Source organism: Methylocystis parvus, from assembly GCF_049675845.1.
GTDB classification, from domain to species: Bacteria; Pseudomonadota; Alphaproteobacteria; order Rhizobiales; family Beijerinckiaceae; genus Methylocystis; species Methylocystis parvus_A.
The window spans coordinates 2,090,886-2,104,875 of record NZ_CP187161.1; the positions used below are offsets into that span (position 1 = coordinate 2,090,886).

The 13,990-nt window shown below is 64.1% G+C and carries 15 protein-coding genes and 2 pseudogenes; 11 read left to right on the forward strand and 6 right to left on the reverse strand.

Features of this window, described 5'->3' with window-relative positions; genetic code table 11:
• The first annotated feature begins 15 nt into the window (after nt 1-15).
• Both ACPFMJ_RS10880 and ACPFMJ_RS10885 read left to right on the forward strand, forming a co-directional pair.
• Nucleotides 16-1,833: a glucan ABC transporter ATP-binding protein/ permease gene (locus tag ACPFMJ_RS10880; RefSeq protein ID WP_424360067.1), complete on the forward strand. Its 1,818-nt coding sequence runs from the start codon at nt 16-18 to the stop codon at nt 1,831-1,833.
• An 89-nt stretch (nt 1,834-1,922) separates the two neighbouring features.
• On the forward strand, nt 1,923-2,777 hold the full coding sequence (locus tag ACPFMJ_RS10885) for a bestrophin family protein (protein ID WP_424360068.1): 855 nt from the start codon (nt 1,923-1,925) through the stop codon (nt 2,775-2,777).
• A 51-nt stretch (nt 2,778-2,828) separates the two neighbouring features.
• Here the strand turns inward: ACPFMJ_RS10885 and rpsR (ACPFMJ_RS10890) are convergent.
• The 5 genes and pseudogenes from rpsR (ACPFMJ_RS10890) to rpsF form a co-directional block, all read right to left on the reverse strand.
• Nucleotides 2,829-2,942: pseudogene (gene rpsR, locus ACPFMJ_RS10890) on the reverse strand (30S ribosomal protein S18); the annotation flags it as partial.
• 67 nt (nt 2,943-3,009) lie between these two features.
• The gene (locus ACPFMJ_RS10895) at nt 3,010-3,384 is read right to left on the reverse strand and encodes a hypothetical protein (RefSeq protein WP_424360069.1); all 375 of its coding nucleotides are present in this window, start codon (nt 3,382-3,384) and stop codon (nt 3,010-3,012) included.
• 121 nt (nt 3,385-3,505) lie between these two features.
• Nucleotides 3,506-4,141, reverse strand: a complete 636-nt coding sequence (locus ACPFMJ_RS10900; protein ID WP_424360070.1) for a Crp/Fnr family transcriptional regulator — start codon at nt 4,139-4,141, stop codon at nt 3,506-3,508.
• 287 nt (nt 4,142-4,428) lie between these two features.
• Complete coding sequence (gene rpsR, locus ACPFMJ_RS10905) at nt 4,429-4,665, reverse strand: 30S ribosomal protein S18 (RefSeq protein WP_016917696.1); 237 nt, start codon at nt 4,663-4,665, stop codon at nt 4,429-4,431.
• The gene (rpsF, locus tag ACPFMJ_RS10910) at nt 4,662-5,090 is read right to left on the reverse strand and encodes a 30S ribosomal protein S6 (protein WP_424360071.1); all 429 of its coding nucleotides are present in this window, start codon (nt 5,088-5,090) and stop codon (nt 4,662-4,664) included. The genes rpsR (ACPFMJ_RS10905) and rpsF overlap by 4 nt, the downstream gene beginning before the upstream one ends.
• 321 nt (nt 5,091-5,411) lie before the next feature.
• On the opposite strand from rpsF, the gene ACPFMJ_RS10915 reads away from it, so the two are divergent.
• The 9 genes and pseudogenes from ACPFMJ_RS10915 to ACPFMJ_RS10955 form a co-directional block, all read left to right on the forward strand.
• On the forward strand, nt 5,412-6,272 hold the full coding sequence (locus ACPFMJ_RS10915) for a hypothetical protein (RefSeq protein ID WP_424360072.1): 861 nt from the start codon (nt 5,412-5,414) through the stop codon (nt 6,270-6,272).
• Between the two features lie 85 nt (nt 6,273-6,357).
• Nucleotides 6,358-6,495: a hypothetical protein gene (locus ACPFMJ_RS10920; protein WP_424360073.1), complete on the forward strand. Its 138-nt coding sequence runs from the start codon at nt 6,358-6,360 to the stop codon at nt 6,493-6,495.
• Between the two features lie 51 nt (nt 6,496-6,546).
• Complete coding sequence (gene panB / locus ACPFMJ_RS10925) at nt 6,547-7,368, forward strand: 3-methyl-2-oxobutanoate hydroxymethyltransferase (protein WP_424360074.1); 822 nt, start codon at nt 6,547-6,549, stop codon at nt 7,366-7,368.
• A 73-nt stretch (nt 7,369-7,441) separates the two neighbouring features.
• Nucleotides 7,442-8,359, forward strand: a complete 918-nt coding sequence (locus tag ACPFMJ_RS10930; protein ID WP_424360075.1) for a hypothetical protein — start codon at nt 7,442-7,444, stop codon at nt 8,357-8,359.
• Nucleotides 8,352-8,918, forward strand: a complete 567-nt coding sequence (locus ACPFMJ_RS10935; protein WP_424360076.1) for a chromate transporter — start codon at nt 8,352-8,354, stop codon at nt 8,916-8,918. The genes ACPFMJ_RS10930 and ACPFMJ_RS10935 overlap by 8 nt, the downstream gene beginning before the upstream one ends.
• Complete coding sequence (locus ACPFMJ_RS10940; protein ID WP_424360077.1) at nt 8,915-9,436, forward strand: chromate transporter; 522 nt, start codon at nt 8,915-8,917, stop codon at nt 9,434-9,436. The genes ACPFMJ_RS10935 and ACPFMJ_RS10940 overlap by 4 nt, the downstream gene beginning before the upstream one ends.
• Nucleotides 9,437-9,535: 99 nt before the next feature.
• The gene (gene hemH, locus ACPFMJ_RS10945) at nt 9,536-10,543 is read left to right on the forward strand and encodes a ferrochelatase (protein ID WP_424360078.1); all 1,008 of its coding nucleotides are present in this window, start codon (nt 9,536-9,538) and stop codon (nt 10,541-10,543) included.
• 253 nt (nt 10,544-10,796) lie between these two features.
• Nucleotides 10,797-11,114, forward strand: coding sequence for a hypothetical protein (locus ACPFMJ_RS10950; protein WP_424360079.1), 318 nt, complete (start codon nt 10,797-10,799; stop codon nt 11,112-11,114).
• 209 nt (nt 11,115-11,323) lie between these two features.
• Nucleotides 11,324-12,504: pseudogene (locus tag ACPFMJ_RS10955) on the forward strand (LL-diaminopimelate aminotransferase); the annotation flags it as partial.
• A 128-nt stretch (nt 12,505-12,632) separates the two neighbouring features.
• On the opposite strand, the gene murA reads toward ACPFMJ_RS10955, so the two are convergent.
• The gene (murA, locus tag ACPFMJ_RS10960) at nt 12,633-13,928 is read right to left on the reverse strand and encodes a UDP-N-acetylglucosamine 1-carboxyvinyltransferase (RefSeq protein ID WP_424360080.1); all 1,296 of its coding nucleotides are present in this window, start codon (nt 13,926-13,928) and stop codon (nt 12,633-12,635) included.
• Nucleotides 13,929-13,990 lie beyond the last annotated feature (62 nt).

The following is a 13,990-nucleotide window of genomic DNA, read 5'->3' on the forward strand; positions in this document are numbered from 1 at the left end:
GGAGCGAGCGAGACGATGACGGTTCTCAAGATTTATGCGCGCGTCCTTGGACAGTTGCGTCCGCAGGCGCGGCTCGTGACGATTCTGGTCGCAGCCAATCTGTCGCTCGCCGTCGCGCAATTCGCCGAACCCCTTCTCTTTGGCCGCATCATCGACCGCATGACGCAAGCGCAGGCGCCGGGCCATACGCTGACATGGGGCGACTTGCTGCCGCTTCTCCTGGCCTGGGCCGCTTTCGGCCTCTTCTCGATCGGCGGCGCGATCCTCGTCGGGTTGAACGCCGACCGTCTCGCGCATCGCCGCCGCCTCGCCGTCGTATCCGAATATTTCGAGCATGTTCTTAATCTTCCCCTGACATTTCACTCAAATGTGCATTCGGGACGCCTACTTAAGACGATGCTCGAAGGGTCGGGCGCGATGGCGGGCCTGTGGCTGTCGTTTTTTCGCGAGAATTGCGCCTCCTTCGTCGCGCTCTTCATCCTGCTGCCCATGACGCTTTTCATCAATTGGCGGCTCGGCGGGCTGCTGATGGCGATGGTCGTCGTTTTCTACCTGACGACGAGCTACGTCCTGCGGCGCACGGAGGCCTTGCAGGGAGAGGTCGAGCGATACAATTCCTCGCTCGCCGAACATGCGTCGGACGCGCTCGGAAACATCCCGGTCGTTCAGAGCTTTACGCGGGTGGAGAGCGAGGCGCGGGCGCTGCGCCAGATCGTCGAGCACGTGCTCGCCGCGCAGATGCCGGTGCTCTCCTGGTGGGCGCTCGTCGCCGTCGCGAGCCGCGCCTCGGCGACGCTGACCATCCTCTCGATCTTCATGCTGGGGACCTGGCTGCATCTCCATGGGCAGGCCTCGATCGGCGAGATCGTCACCTTCACCAATTTCGCGACCATGTTGATCGGCCGCCTCGAGCAAGTCGTCGGCTTCGTAAACGTGCTCTTTGCGCAATCGGCGAAAATCGCTGAATTTTTCGAGGTTCTCGACACGACGTCCGCCGTCGCCGACCGCCCCGGCGCGCGCGACGCCGGCCGCCTCGCCGGCGCCGTCTCCTTCGAGAACGTCACCTATTCCTACGACCCGCGCCGCAAGGCTGTGAAGAACGTCACCTTCACGGCCAAGCCCGGCCAGACCATCGCGCTTGTGGGCTCCACGGGCTCGGGCAAATCGACGACGCTGAGCCTCCTCCATCGCGCCTTCGATCCAGACGAAGGGGCGGTGAAGATCGACGGCGTCGACATTCGCGAATTCACGCTGCTGTCGCTGCGCCGGAACATCGGCGTCGTGTTTCAGGAGCCAATGCTCTTCGCGCGCACCATCGAGGAAAATCTGCGGATCGGCGATCCCGACGCGACGGACGAGGAGATCCGGAAGGCGCTGGAGCTGGCGCAGGCCTCGGAATTCGTCTCGCGCCAGACCGACGGGCGCGCCACCCGCATCGGCGAGCGCGGCCGCTCGCTCTCGGGCGGCGAGCGCCAGCGCCTCTCCATCGCGCGCGCTCTGCTGAAGGACCCGCCGATCCTCGTCTTCGACGAGGCGACCTCGGCCCTCGACGCCACGACCGAGAAGCAGATCCAGAAAGCGCTGGAGGCGGCGACCAAAGGGCGCACCACCTTCGTCATCGCCCACCGCCTCGCGACGGTCCGCAACGCCGACTGCATCCTCGTCTTCGATCAGGGCGAGATCGTCGAAAGCGGCTCCTTCGAGACGCTCGTCGAAAAAGGCGGCCGCTTCGCCACGCTGGCGGCGGCGCAGTTCATGGCGGAGCCTCCGCAAGCGACGGCGGGGCTGGATGGGCTGCATGAGGCGACGGCGCCGCAGGCGCGGGCGGGGTGAGACGCGCGCGCGTCCATCCGGCTTCGCAGGAGGACCGCAACCGCAACACAGAAGCGATCAGCCGCGATAGGCAGTTGAACGGATGAAGCATGCTTAGGTACAACACAAAAGCGTGGTGGAAACTTATCTTCCAGTTTCACGAGGGAGACACGCTAAGGACTCTCTTACCAAACATATCCCTTGTTGCGCTGTTTTCGCTACTAGTAGTGTACTTTAATACGGGAATATTGCCAGGGTATCTGAAATATACAGCTACCGTGCATAATCTTTTCGGGTTTGTCATCTCGCTTTTACTCGTGTTCAGGACCAACACGGCTTATGATCGATGGTGGGAGGGGCGCCGGCTTTGGGGTTCTCTCATCAACACATCTCGCAATATCGCGCTAAAGTGCCATTCGTATCTGCACCCACAGGATAGCGTTAGAGAGACCATCGCTTTCGATATCGCTAATTTCGCTGAAGCGCTCAAAAACCATCTCCGAGGCTACGCAAGCGACTATCCGCACCCCGTGGGCCACGCGCCGAGCCTGGCTGCGGAACAGCTATTCGTGGACGTCACGGATCTCAATCGACAGGGCTATATAAGCGAAGTTCAGTTTTTGACGCTCAATGGCGACCTGACGGCGCTTTCAGACATATGCGGAGCGTGTGAGCGCATCAAAAAAACGCCAATACCCTTTTCCTATCATGTCTTCATCAAGAAGTTCGTCTTCTTTTACATCATCAGCATGCCTTTCGTTTTTGCGCCCGAGTTCGGCTATTGGACAGTTTTGATTACGAGCTTCATGTTTTATGTCCTTGCAAGCCTCGAGACGTTAGCTGAAGAGATTGAAAATCCGTTTGGCGTCGACACGAACGATCTGCCCCTGGACGAGTTCAGTCTTCTCATCAAAAAGAACGCCCATGAAATTCTTGTCGATTACCCGATCTACAAGAGCTCTTGAAAAAACCGCGCCCCTTTCGGCGCGCGGCTCTCATCGCTAAAAGCGGATCTCTCACCGCATCACATAAGGCAGCAGCCCCGGAGATCGCACGCGCTTGATCGCCTGGGCCAGTTCGCGCTGCTTCTTGGCGGAGACCGCCGTGGTGCGGGACGGGACGATCTCGCCGACCGCATCCTCGTCTTCGATCAGGGCAAGATCGTCGACGCGGCTCCTCCGGAGTATGAAACCGACGTCAAAGAGCCTGAGTGAGCGCTCGCTTTGTCTCACTGGAATAGTCGGTAACCAAGCTCACGGCGGTTATACCTAGCCCCATAAGCAGGTAAAAACCGAATGCCGCGCCTCCGCCGGAGAAATTCGGCGCGAAGGCGACGAGGACCAATGCGGGGCCAACGATCCTTTCAATCCATCCGTGAACCCAAAACGGCACCCAGCGGAGGCCGCCCAGCGGGAAATCCGTCGCCAGCGTGAGCGCCAAATGCACGCCGGCCAGCGTCCAGGACAGCAGCGCCGGCAAACCTTCGAAGCCCAACAGTTTTGGCGCCAAAAGAAAAACCGCGACTGTGAGGTAATCCAGATAGCCATGGGTCATCGGGTTGATGGGCTTCATGAGCTTTCTCCTTCTCGACAACGGCGGAACGGATCGATCCGAGCAACCGAACGAAGAAGGAAAATTAGCGAGTGGCGCGCTCGCGCGTCTGTCATCGAGATTACAAATCCAACCTTCTCAATTATCCGGCTGACTCTAGCGCCGCATGGTTCACGCAGATTAACTCCCGCCGGTAATCGAGCGCGCCCAGGCGGCGCAGGGCGTTCATGGCCTTCGTCACCGCCGGCCGGCTAGCAAACACCAGATCGGCAATGTCTTGCTGAGTAAGCGGGATCTCGAGCGCGTAACCATGTGGGCATGGGGTCCCAAACATCAGGGCGAGTTCGCGTAGGGTTTCAACGAGTCGCGTCTCGACATTTTTGGTGAGGGCGGCGATCAGTTTCCGTTCAGTCCGTTTCTGCCAGACTTCTAGTTCGCCGCACAGGAAAGAGGCAAATTCCGAGCTCTCGCCGATGAGGCTGCTCAGCTCCTCCTGCGTAACTTTGGCTATGCGAATTTCACCCAACGATGTCGCTGTGTGTTCCGATAGATGTGCGGCCGATGTGCTGCCGAATACGCCGCCCGGTCCCATCACATCGGTGGTCAGTTGAATTCCTCCTTCCGTGACGTGAGACAGTTTGACGATTCCCTCAAGCAGCCAGAACAGGCTCGCCAATCTGTCGCCTTGCCGGTAAACGACCGCCCTGTCGCTGAAATCTAAAGTAACGAGGGACGGAGCGATCGTTCTCCAACGGGCAATCTCGCTTTCGGACAGCATCAACCGCGCCCTCGGTGCCGGAAGGGCGCCTCCGCCCTTCGCCTTCAATACAAGAATAGGCGCGCCGAGAGGCGGCGTAAAAGCCGAAGCGCCGCCGTTTTGAAGTTGCGATTGTTGAGCCGAGCGCGAAGGCTCGTAAATGGCGGATTGCGGGCTTCCAGACGATCCGCCCGGAGCATGTGCCGAGCTACGGAGCGCTTACAGAAAGCCCAAGGCCGAATTAGGGGCGCCAACAAAAAAACCGCGCCCCTTTCGGAGCGCGGCCTTAGTCGCGAACAGCGATCTTCTTAGCGGATCACGTAAGGCAGCAGGCCCAGGAAGCGGGCGCGCTTGATGGCCTGGGCCAGTTCGCGCTGCTTCTTGGCCGAGACGGCCGTGATGCGGGACGGGACGATCTTGCCGCGCTCCGAGATGTAGCGGGAGAGCAGGCGCGTGTCCTTGTAGTCGATCTTCGGGGCGTTGGCGCCGGAGAAGGGGCAGGACTTGCGGCGGCGGAAGAAGGGGCGACGCGGGGCGGTGCTCATTCGGCTTCTCCTTCGGGGCGGCCTTCTTCACGACGCGGGCGACGCTCGCCGCGATCGCCACGCGGGCCGCCGGGGCCACGGCGCTCGCCGCGGTCGTCGTCGTCGCGCTTGCGCAGCTGGGCGGACGGGCCTTCCTCCAGCTCCTCGACGCGCAGCGTCAGGATGCGGAGAATGTCTTCATTGATGCTCTGCTGGCGCTCGAGCTCGGCGATGGCCGCCGGCGGGGCGTCGATGTTCATGAGCGTGAAGTGCGCCTTGCGGTTCTTCTTGATCCGATAGGCGAGCGACTTGACGCCCCAATATTCGACCTTGCCCACCGTGCCGCCGAGCGACGCGATGACGTTCTTGAACTGCCCGGTCAGCGTCTCAACCTGCTGGGGAGAAACGTCCTGACGGGCGAGATAAATATGCTCGTAGAGAGCCATTATTCTTCGCCTTTCCGTTGTCGCGAGCCGTTCCGGCGCCAAGCCCTTCGAGCGCTTCTGGGAACAAAGGTTCCGGGGAAAGGCTCGAGAAGGAAAGTTCGAAGGCGGAGACACGGGAAGGCGGGGCGAGCCCCTCGTGAGCCCTCTATGATGAGGGCGCGCGCTTCCGTTCAGCCCCCGGCCGGGAACCTCGCGATCCGCGCCTTATACGCAGGTTTGGGCAGGATGCAAGCGCGCAAGTCGAGCGATCTGCGACGACGCGCGCATTGACGCCCGGGAGCGTTGGTTGCAACCATTCCCTATTGCAAGCGAGGAACGAAGATGAAGCTCAAGCTTTTGCAGGCGGCTTTCGCCCTGATCCCGGCTCTCGGGGGCTTCGCCCTGCCCGCTTGCGCCCAGAATGTCGGCAGCGGGTTGATGGACGGCAGCCTCGTCAGCTTCATCAATCGCAGCCAGCGCAACCTCTATCTCGGCTTCTCCCCCCAGCCGGGCCGGCCCGTCCCCTTCTCCTGGTCGCCGGATTGCCGGCGCGTCACCGGGCAGGTCGTCGTGCCTCCGGGCGCGAACGCCACCGAAGGGCAGATCCTCCTGGCCCCGGGCCAGATCTGCACCGTCTCCGTGCCGACGAGCGCCGGAGCCTCGCGCTTCTGCGCAACGGAAAATCCCCTGCCGCCCGGCAAGACGCCCAACTGCTTTGCGGCCCAGCAGGATGGCCTGACGATCATCGAGACCAATTTTACCGGCGGCACGGGTTGCGCCCGACCGAACGACTTTCCTCCCGACAACCGAAACCCGATGCGCAGCTGCGTCTGGTACGACATCAATATCGTCCCGGAGGGCTGCACCAACGCCAAGTGGGCGGCGAACGGCTGCAACAGCGACAGCACCGGCGCATCTTACAATGTGCCGGTGCAGCTCTACTGCCCGAGCGAGACGACTTTCGTCTGCCGGGGCCCACGCGCGGGCGTCGGCGCGCGCTATCCGACCAATTGCGGCATCCCGCCTGTCTATCCCTATAGCGCCCCGATCCCGGTCGGCGGCCCCTACCCGACGAACCAGCAGGCTTTCTTCTTCCCGATGTCGACCTCGGGCGATCTGAAATATCCGGCGGACAAGCCGCAGCCGATCGGCCGTTGCCCGGAGGGCGATAAACTCTTCGTCATCTTCCCGGACGGCCCATAAGGCGCCCCAGCGAGGGCTCGGCCGCCGTCCTTGCCCAGCCCCCTTCCTCCGCGTATGGTCCGCGCGGCCTGTCGCGGAGGATGGAATGCGGCGCAAAATCAGTCTTTGCCTTTTGGTTCTCGCCGGCGCGCTGACGCTTTCCGCCTGCGACAAATGCGGCGGCTTCCAGGAGATTCGCGTTCCCGGCCAGCCGCACGCCTGCAGGGACGCCAGCGCGCGCTGACGCGCCCCTTTTCGAGCCAGCCGCGCCTCATCACGACTGCGGGAGCCTCGCATGTCGAAAGCCGACCTCTTCCTCGACAAGAAACGCCGCGGCGAGAAGATCGTCGTCGTCACCGCCTATGACGCGCCCACCGCGCGCATCGAGGCGGAGGCCGGCGTCGACATGATCCTCGTCGGCGACAGCGTCGGCGTGAACATTCTCGGCTACGCGCATGAGCGCGAGGTGACGCTCTCCGACATGGCGCACCACATCGCCGCCGTGCGGCGCGGCGCGCCCGACATCTACGTCATGGGCGATCTGCCCTACGCGACCTATGACACGCCCCAAATGGCGCTCGCCAGCGCACGGACCCTGCGCGAGGCCGGCGCCGATTGCGTGAAGTTCGAAGGCGCGCAGCCCGACGTCGTCGCCGCGCTCACGGCGGCGGGCTTCGACGTCTGCGGGCATCTCGGCCTCGAATCCCAGCACCAGGACATCAAGCGGCGGCAGGGCAAGACCGCCGCCGCCGCCGCGAAGCTCTATGACGACGCGCTGGCCGCCGACGCCGCGGGGCAGAAATTCCTCGTGCTGGAGCTCGTGCCGCAGGAGCTCGCGGGGCGCATCACGCGCGCGATCACATCGGCGACCATCGGCATCGGCGCCGGGCCGGAGACGGACGGGCAAGTGCTGGTCGTCAACGACCTTGCAGGCGTGACGACGCGGGATTTCAAGCATAACCGACGTTATGGGCAAATCGGCGCGGCGCTGCGCGACGCTTTGAGCGCGTATGCGGGAGAAGTGCGCAGCGGCGCCTTTCCGGGGCCGGAGCACGGATTTCACATGGCGGACGAGGAACGCGCGGCCTTCGAAGCCTGGCTCGTAAACCATGGCTGAAGAACAAGTCTCCCGCGCTTGACCAAAGTTGCGGCACAGACAAAACTCCTGACCTTCTCGCGAGGGCGACCGTTTGGCCAATCATCATTCCGACGCGGCGACAGGCGCCCCCGAAGAGCAATTCTACGCCGACGGCCATCCGCTCGACGAAGTGCATTACCTCGAAGCCAAGATCATTCTGAACGGCCTGCGCTTCACCTCCGTGCAGAGTTTCCGTGAATTCGAGAAACTCGTGCGCAAGGCCGCCAAGGCCGCCCGCATCGACTTCGAGACCGAGAGCTATGAAGGCGTGCGGCCGCAAATCCGCGAGGTGCTGTTCCTCGATACGAAGGAATTCAAGCTCTACAACAACGCCTTCATCCTGCGCCGCCGCACCGCCTATGAGGACGGCTTCCCCGCCGGCGAGCCGGAGATCGTCTTCAAGTTCCGCCATCCCGACCTCGACACGGCCTCGCTGCTGGACGTCCGCCCGGACATTCCCGGCATGTATCGCATCAAGTTCAAGGAGGAATGGCTGCCGCAAAAGGACCGCATCGGCGGCGTGCGCTCGCTCTATTCCCACAATGTGGAATTCAAGCTGGACCCGCTGACCTTCAGCGGCGACATCACCACGCATGAGACGCTCATCGAAACTTTCCCCGCCCTGCGCCCTCTGCTCGCAAACGACACGGAGCGACTCGAACTCGTGAACCGAACGGCGGTGGAAGAGGTGCTGCAGGAACTCGGCACGCTCGATTTTGGCAAGGGGTTCGAAGCGGCGAGCAATGTCGCCGTGTGGCGCACGCGCGGCGATCAGCATCAGCTCGTCGGCGAATTCTCCTTCCAGTGCAAATTCCAGCGCCGCGAGGATCTGAGCGCCAAGGCGCTGGTCAGATGCGAAGAGTTTTTCAAATCGCTGCAACACGAGGCGCAGGACTGGATCAGCCTCGGCACGACCAAGACCGGCGCGGTTTATCGCCTGAAGGGCGCCCCGCCGCAAAGCCATGAGTGAGCGAGCGCCCGACATTCCGAACGTCTCGGTGGCGCGGATCTTCCTCGCCTTCCTGACGATCGGCGCGACGAGCCTCGGGGGCGGCGTCGTCGGCTATCTGCGCTCGAGTCTCGTCGGCTCGCTCAGATGGATCGACGACGAAACCTTCGTCGAGCTTCTCTCCATCTGCCAGTCTCTCCCCGGCCTCAACGCCTCCAACATGGCGATCCTTGTCGGCGACCGCCTGCGCGGCGGGGCGGGCGCGGCGGCGGCGCTCGTCGGCATCTGTCTTCCGGGCGGCCTCATCATGGTCGCGGCGGCGGCGGCCTATGGGTCGGCGCATAAGGACTTTCCGCTCGTCAACGCGGTGCTGCACGGCGTTTCGGCGGCGGCCGTCGGCATGGTGCTCTACGTCACCGTGGAGCTTGCGCGAAAGACGATCACGAAGCCGCCGGACGCTTTCTTCGCCGCCGCGACGCTCGCTTTCGTGACGCTGCTGCACGAGTCGGTGCTGCTCGCCCTCTTCACCGTCGCGCCCGTCGCCGCCTTGTGGTTCCGCCCGCGAAAGGAGGGGCGATGAAGCAGCTCATCAGCCTTGCGGGCGTCTTTTCCTATCTGTCGCTGCTGACGATCGGGGGCGGCATGGCCGCCTATCCAGAGATGAAGACGATGACCGTCAACATCTATCACTGGATGACGGCGGACCAGCTCGTGCGCCTCTACAGCCTCGGCCAGATGGCGCCCGGGCCGAACATGATGATGATCGCCGGCATCGGCGAATGGGTGGCGGGGCCCGTCGGCGCGCTCGTCGTGACGCTCGCCTTCTTCCTGCCCACCGCCCTGCTGACGCTCTGGGTCGGCCGCGTCTGGGAGCATCTTTCCGGCTGGCCCTGGCGCGCCTCGATCCAGCGGGCGCTGAACGCGGTCTCGATCGGCCTGCTGCTCGCCGGCGTCATCGCCGTCGGCAAGGCGGCGGTGACGGGCTGGACCGGCGCGGCCATCGCCGTGACCGTCTTCGCCATTTTGATGCGGACGCATATGAACCCGCTGCCGCTGATGGCGCTTGCGGGCGTCGCCGGGGCGTTTCTTTTCCGCTGATTGGCGAGGATTGATCGGCGCGGGGATTTCCGCCAAGCCCAAGAGCGGCTATGTGAACGCCGATGCGCGCCCGCGCAATTTTGAGAGAACACAGGCGCTATGGCTTCCTCAGAGACCCCCGTCGGCCTCCTCGTCGTCAATCTCGGCACGCCCGACGCGCCGGACGTTCCTTCCGTGCGCCGCTATCTCGCGCAATTCCTGTCCGATCCTCGCGTCGTGGACCTGCCGCGCTTCGTCTGGCTGCCGGTGCTCTACGGGGTCGTGCTCAACACGCGGCCGAAAAAATCCGCACACGCCTATGAGTCGATCTGGAACCACGACATCGGCGAAGGCCCGCTGAAGACGATCACGCGCCTTCAGGCCGAAAAACTTGCGGGCTGGGCCAAAACCCTCGGCGGCAAGGCTCCGGTCATCGTCGATTACGCGCTGCGCTACGGCTCGCCCTCCATCCCCACGCAGATCGACGGGCTGATGGCGAAGGGCTGCGAGCGCATCGTCCTTCTGCCGCTCTATCCGCAATACGCGGCCTCGACCAACGCTTCGGTCGCTGACGACGCCTTCGCCGCCCTGATGCGCCTGCGCAAGCAGCCGGCCTTGCGCATCGGCGCGCCCTATTACGACGACCCCGCCTATATCGACGCGCTCGCGGCGAGCATCCGGCGCGAGATTGCCGCGCTCGATTTCGAGCCCGAGGTGGTGCTCGCCTCCTTTCACGGCCTGCCGCAATTGCAGGTCGATCGCGGCGATCCCTATCAGAGCCATTGCGAGGCGACGTGGCGTCTTCTGCGCGAGGCGCTCGGCATGCCGGAGGAAAAGCTGCGCCTCTCCTTCCAGTCGCGCTTCGGACCGGCCAAGTGGATCCAGCCCTATACGAGCGACGTCGTCATGCAGCTCGCCCAGGAGGGGGTGAAGCGCCTCGCCATCGTCGCGCCCGGCTTCTCGGCCGATTGTCTGGAGACGATCGAGGAGCTCGGCGTCGAAATCCGCGATCTCTTTTTGGAGAAAGGCGGCGAGAAATTCGCCCGCCTGCCCTGCCTCAACGACAGCGCGGAGGGCATGGCCGTGATCGAGACGCTGGCGCGGCGGGAGCTGGCCGGCTGGGTGTGAGCTTCAGGCTGTCGGGCGAACGACCAACTTGACCGGCAGGCGGCCAATACCTCCGCTTTACGGGGAGGTCGGCGGCCAAAGGCCACGGGGTGGGGTCCGAGCCGCCGAGACGCTGGTGGGACGATCCCCACCCGACCCCGCATTCGCGGGGCCACCCTCCCCGTAAAGGGGAGGGATTGCTCACGATCAGCATTCTGCCTCTCTGCGATCTCCCCTTCTTGCTCACGCCAAAATTTGCCGCTTCGATAGGCCAATGCAGACGTTCCGCCTCGTTTTCATCGCCGCCACGCTCGCCCTCGCCGCCCCCGCTATCGCGCAGGAAGCGCCCGCGACGGGCGGGCGCGCCATTGGCGGCCTTTTCGACGCGCTGGGCCTGCGAAAGCCCGTCCCCGCGGCGCCGGATTTCGTGCGGGAATCGCGCCCCGAGCGGATGGACTACGTCCCCCTCGCCCCGACGCCCCAGGCCGACCACAAGAAAAGCGCCGCCGAGCTTCAGGCCGCCGGCGCGGCGCTGGACAGAGCGGCGGCGGAGAACAAGCGGCGGGCGGCGCGGGTGAAGGTTCCAAACTGAGCTGGCGTCGCAGAAGCCCATGGCGGCCTCGTCCTTCGAGACGAGAGCCTAGCTCGCTCCTAGAGGATAATGGCTAAGTGTCTGACGCAGGAACAGTAGCCCCTCATGCTGAGGAGCCCGCAGGGCGTCTCGAAGCACGAGGGGCGTCAACACGAGTTGCTTTCCCCCGCCCATTTGGCGAAGCCGCGCCAAGGGTCTAGAATCGCCGCATCAAGCGCCTGCCACCGTACGTCTTCGAGCAGGTGAACCGCCTGAAGGCCAAAGCCCGCGCGCGCGGCGCGGACATCATCGACATCGGCATGGGCAATCCCGACATGCCGACGCCAAAGCACATCGTCGATAAGCTCGTCGAGACGATCAACAAGCCGCGCACCCACCGGTATTCAGCGTCGAAGGGCATCCCGGGTCTGCGCAAGCGCCCAGGCGGCGTATTACGCGCGCCGCTTCGGCGTGAAGCTCGATCCCGAGACGCAGATCGTCGCGACGCTGGGGTCCAAGGAAGGCTTCGCCAATATGGCGCAGGCGATCACCGCGCCGGGCGACGTGGTGCTGGTGCCGAACCCGACGTATCCGATCCACGCCTTCGGCTTTCTGATGGCGGGCGGCGTCATCCGCTCCGTGCCCTCCGCGCCGACGCCGGATTATTTCTCGGCGCTGGAGCGCGCCATGATCCATTCGATCCCCAAGCCCATCGCGGTGATCGTCTGCTATCCGTCCAACCCGACGGCCGAAGTCGCCTCGCTCGATTTTTACAAGGACCTCGTCGCCTTCGCGAAGAAGCACGAGATCTTCATCCTGTCGGATCTCGCCTACGCCGAGTCTACTTCGACGACGATCCGCCGCCGTCGGTGCTGCAGGTGCCGGCGCGATCGACGTCACCGTGGAGTTCACCTCGCTGTCGAAGACCTTCTCCATGGCCGGCTGGCGCATGGGCTTCGCTGTCGGCAACGAACGCCTGATCGCGCGCGCTGGCGCGCGTGAAATCCTATCTCGACTACGGCGCCTTCACGCCGATCCAGGTCGCGGCGACGCTGCCGCGCTCAACGGCCCCGACGATTGCGTCGATGAAGATGCGCGCCATCTACAAGAAGCGGCGCGACGTGCTGGTGGAGAGCTTCGCGCAGGCCGGCTGGCCCATTCCGCCGCCGCCCGCGACGATGTTCGCCTGGGCGCCAGTCCCGGAGCGCTATCGCGACATGGGCTCCGTCGAATTCGCCAAGATGCTGATCGAGAAGGCCGACGTCTGCGCCGTTTCTTCGCGGTCTCGCCCGGCGGCGCGGGGGTCGGCTTCGGCGAAAGGCTATCAAGGCTGGCGAAGATCTTCTCGCCACGCTGGATGCCGAAAATCCTCATCCGCATCGCGCTGGTTGAAAACGAACAACGCATTCGCGCGCAAAAACTTACCGCCAAAGGTTGGCGCCAAAGGGCTCCGAAGGGAAGATCAATCTTGCTGGCGGAGAAGCCCCGACATGGCTGCAAAGTCAAACAAGCAGCCAAGGTTGTGGCCTGGTCCGCGCCTCAAGCGTGTCCGCTGATGCGCTCGATCTGCGCACCGCAGCCCGAGAGCTTCTTTTCCAGACGCTCGAAACCGCGATCGAGGTGATAGACGCGGTTGATCGTCGTTTCGCCGCGCGCGGCGAGCGCCGCGATGACGAGCGAGACCGATGCGCGAAGGTCCGTCGCCATCACCGGCGCGCCTTCGAGATGGTCGGAGCCCGTCACGATGGCGGTATCGCCTTCGAGCTTGATATGGGCGCCGAGGCGGGCGAGCTCCTGAACATGCATGAAGCGGTTCTCGAAGATCGTCTCGCGAATGCGCGACGTTCCCTTGGCGCGCGTCATCAGCGCCATGAACTGCGCCTGAAGGTCCGTCGGAAAGGCCGGGAAAGGCGCGGTCTCGACGTCGACCGGCGATATGCCGGCGCCGTTGCGATGGATGCGCAGGCCTTCATTGGTCTCCGCGACCGTCGCGCCGCATTGCTCCAGAACGTCCAGAGCCGCCTGCAGGCTGTCGGCGCGAGCGCCCGCGAGCAGCACGTCGCCGCCCGTCATCGCCACCGCCATGGCGTAAGTCCCCGCCTCGATGCGGTCGGGCATCACGGAATGGCGCGCGCCGCTGAGCGAGGTCACGCCCTCGACTTCAATGGTGGAAGAGCCTGCGCCGGAAATCTTCGCGCCCATCTTGGTCAGGCAGTCCGCGAGATCGACGATCTCGGGCTCGCGCGCGGCGTTGCGGATGACGGTCGTCCCGCGCGCCAGCGTCGCCGCCATCAACGCGGTGTGGGTGCCGCCGACCGTGACCTTGTCGAAATCGATCTCGCCGCCGACGAGCCCGTCCTTGGCCGAACCGACGACATAGCCGTTCTCGATCTCGATCTTGGCGCCGAGCTGTTGCAGCGCCGTCAGCAGGAGATCGACGGGGCGCGTGCCGATGGCGCAGCCGCCGGGCAGCGACACGCGGCATTCGCCCATGCGGGCGAGGAGGGGCGCGAAGACCCAGAAGCTCGCGCGCATCCGCGAAACGAGCTCATAGGGCGCCGTGGTGTCGACGATCTCCTTCGCCGTGAAATGCACCGTGCGGCCGGCGTTTTCGGTGTCGCCCTTGCGCTTGCCCGAAATGGTGAAGTCGACGCCGTGATTGCCGAGAATGCGCTCGAGCTGCGTCACGTCCGCGAGCAGCGGCATGTTTTCGAGCGTCAGCGTCTCCTTGGTCAGGAGCGAGGCGATCATCAGCGGCAAGGCGGCGTTCTTGGCGCCGGAAATGGGAATGACGCCGTTCAGGGGCCCGCCGCCGACGATTTTGATCCTGTCCATTATCCCTCGCTGTCGCTCTTTTGCGCGTTGGTCCGCAACGCCCGGTCACGGGCCTTGCGGCG

Coding starts and splice junctions, on each gene's coding strand:
- ACPFMJ_RS10880 (WP_424360067.1), top strand. CDS start 16: ATGACGGTTCTCAAGATTTATGCGCGCGTCCTTGGACAGTTGCGTCCG.
- ACPFMJ_RS10885 (WP_424360068.1), top strand. CDS start 1,923: ATGCTTAGGTACAACACAAAAGCGTGGTGGAAACTTATCTTCCAGTTT.
- ACPFMJ_RS10895 (WP_424360069.1), bottom strand. CDS start 3,384: ATGAAGCCCATCAACCCGATGACCCATGGCTATCTGGATTACCTCACA.
- ACPFMJ_RS10900 (WP_424360070.1), bottom strand. CDS start 4,141: ATGCTGTCCGAAAGCGAGATTGCCCGTTGGAGAACGATCGCTCCGTCC.
- rpsR (WP_016917696.1), bottom strand. CDS start 4,665: ATGAGCACCGCCCCGCGTCGCCCCTTCTTCCGCCGCCGCAAGTCCTGC.
- rpsF (WP_424360071.1), bottom strand. CDS start 5,090: ATGGCTCTCTACGAGCATATTTATCTCGCCCGTCAGGACGTTTCTCCC.
- ACPFMJ_RS10915 (WP_424360072.1), top strand. CDS start 5,412: ATGAAGCTCAAGCTTTTGCAGGCGGCTTTCGCCCTGATCCCGGCTCTC.
- ACPFMJ_RS10920 (WP_424360073.1), top strand. CDS start 6,358: ATGCGGCGCAAAATCAGTCTTTGCCTTTTGGTTCTCGCCGGCGCGCTG.
- panB (WP_424360074.1), top strand. CDS start 6,547: ATGTCGAAAGCCGACCTCTTCCTCGACAAGAAACGCCGCGGCGAGAAG.
- ACPFMJ_RS10935 (WP_424360076.1), top strand. CDS start 8,352: ATGAGTGAGCGAGCGCCCGACATTCCGAACGTCTCGGTGGCGCGGATC.
- ACPFMJ_RS10940 (WP_424360077.1), top strand. CDS start 8,915: ATGAAGCAGCTCATCAGCCTTGCGGGCGTCTTTTCCTATCTGTCGCTG.
- hemH (WP_424360078.1), top strand. CDS start 9,536: ATGGCTTCCTCAGAGACCCCCGTCGGCCTCCTCGTCGTCAATCTCGGC.
- ACPFMJ_RS10950 (WP_424360079.1), top strand. CDS start 10,797: ATGCAGACGTTCCGCCTCGTTTTCATCGCCGCCACGCTCGCCCTCGCC.
- murA (WP_424360080.1), bottom strand. CDS start 13,928: ATGGACAGGATCAAAATCGTCGGCGGCGGGCCCCTGAACGGCGTCATT.